This window comes from Streptomyces hesseae (assembly GCF_031845785.1).
Classification (GTDB): Bacteria; Actinomycetota; Actinomycetes; order Streptomycetales; family Streptomycetaceae; genus Streptomyces; species Streptomyces hesseae.
Genome location: NZ_JAVRFI010000052.1, coordinates 1 through 1,758 on the forward strand (window position 1 = coordinate 1; position 1,758 = coordinate 1,758).

Below are 1,758 nucleotides of genomic sequence, written 5' to 3' on the forward strand. Positions count from 1 at the left end.
GGTTCTGGCTCAACTTCTGTGGTCCGCGCACGCTGAGTGATGGCTGAAGGTCGGAGTGGCTCCCGGGAAGTTGCCCGAAAGTGATCGTCAACCCGGTGGACGTGGCCGAAGTTCGGGGCCGTGCAAGAGGACGTGCTCCAGCTGGAGGAGTTGCTGTTCCCGTCGATCGCGGACGTCGTGGTGCTGTCGGTCGTCGTGGACAAAGAAGCTGTTCGGATCAATGCGAAGTCTGCGGCGGGCGGAGCCGAGTGCCCTGGTTGTGGGGGCTGGTCGCTGCGGATTCATGGCTCCTACCTGCGATTTCCTGCCGATGTGCCAAGTGGGGGCCGACGGGTGGTGCTGTCCCTGCGCGTCCGCCGGTTCAGCTGCCGAAACGCGTCGTGCGGGCGGCGGACCTTCGTCGAGCAGATACCGGGGCTGACGCGGCGGCACGGTCAGCGGACCGAGCGGCTGCGGTCCACGCTGGCGGCGGTCGGCCTCGCGCTCGCCGGCCGTGCCGGTTCCCGTCTGGCCCACGTCTTCGGGATTCCGGTCAGCCGGAGCACGGTCCTGCGGCTGGTCGATGCCCTTCCCGTGCCCGACCAACCGGCCCCGCGCGTGGTCGGCGTCGACGAGTACGCCACCCGCAAGGGCCGCTACTACGGCACCGTCCTGGTGGACGTCGAAACCCGCCGTCCGATCGACCTGCTCCCGGACCGTGAGGCATCAAGCCTGGCCGGCTGGCTCGCCCGGCGGCCTGGCGTCGAAGTCGTCTGCCGGGACCGCGCGCCGTTCTTCGCCGAAGGCGCTACGGCCGGCGCCCCGCAGGCGGTCCAGGTCGCGGACAGGTGGCACCTCTGGCACAACCTGAGCGAAGCTGCCGAACGAACGGTCGCCCAGCACCGCCGCTGCCTGCACGTCCTGGCCCCCGGGGCGCCCCAGCCCGAACTCGAGGCGGTCCCGACCGCAGACCCGGCCGCGTCGCCCTGGCCGCGAGGACACCGGTTCGCCGACCGGACCCGGGCCCGGCACGCTGCCGTCCACGCCCTGCTGAAGGCAGGAAACAGCCAACGCTCGGTCCAGCGGCAGCTTGGAATGACCTGGCGAACGGTCAAGCAGTTTGCCGACGCCGCGACGCCGGAAGAGCTGTTCACCGGTCAGTGGCAGAACCGGCCCTCCGTCCTCGATGACTACAAGCCCTACCTGGATGACCGCTGGAGCGAGGGCTGCACGAATGCGTGGAAGCTGTGGGAGGAGATCGTGCCGCTCGGCTACAAAGGCAGCTACCAGCGCGTTCGCGCCTACCTCCACGACAAGCGCACCTCGCCGCGGCCGGTTGTCGCCCGGCCGCCCTCGCCCCGGGCCGTCGCTGGATGGATCCTCCGCCGCCCGGAAACCCTCACCGAGTCCGAGCAACTCCAGCTCAAGGCCGTCCGGACGCACTGCCCCGAACTCGACGCTCTGACCCGCCACGTCCGATCTTTCGCGACCATGCTCACCGAGCGCCAGGGCGAGCGCTTGCTGGACTGGCTCGACGCCGTCCGGCAGGACGACCTGCCCAGCCTCCACACACTCGCCGCAGGCATCGACCGCGACCGCGACGCTGTCACCGCCGGCCTGACCCTGCCCTGGAACTCCGGCGTCGTCGAAGGACACGTCAACCGGATCAAGATGCTCAAGCGTCAGATGTTCGGCCGCGCTGGCTTCCATCTCCTCCGCAAACGAGTTCTATTGGCGTGACGGAGAGTGGTCGCGTCACAGAAGTTGAGCCAGAACCGG

The 1,758-nt window shown here is 69.3% G+C and carries 1 protein-coding gene; it reads left to right on the top strand.

All coding sequences use genetic code 11. From position 1 onward, the window contains the following. Positions 1-120 precede the first annotated feature (120 nt). Positions 121-1,719, top strand: a complete 1,599-nt coding sequence (locus RM609_RS34140) for an ISL3 family transposase (protein WP_311616566.1) — start codon at positions 121-123, stop codon at positions 1,717-1,719. Positions 1,720-1,758 lie beyond the last annotated feature (39 nt).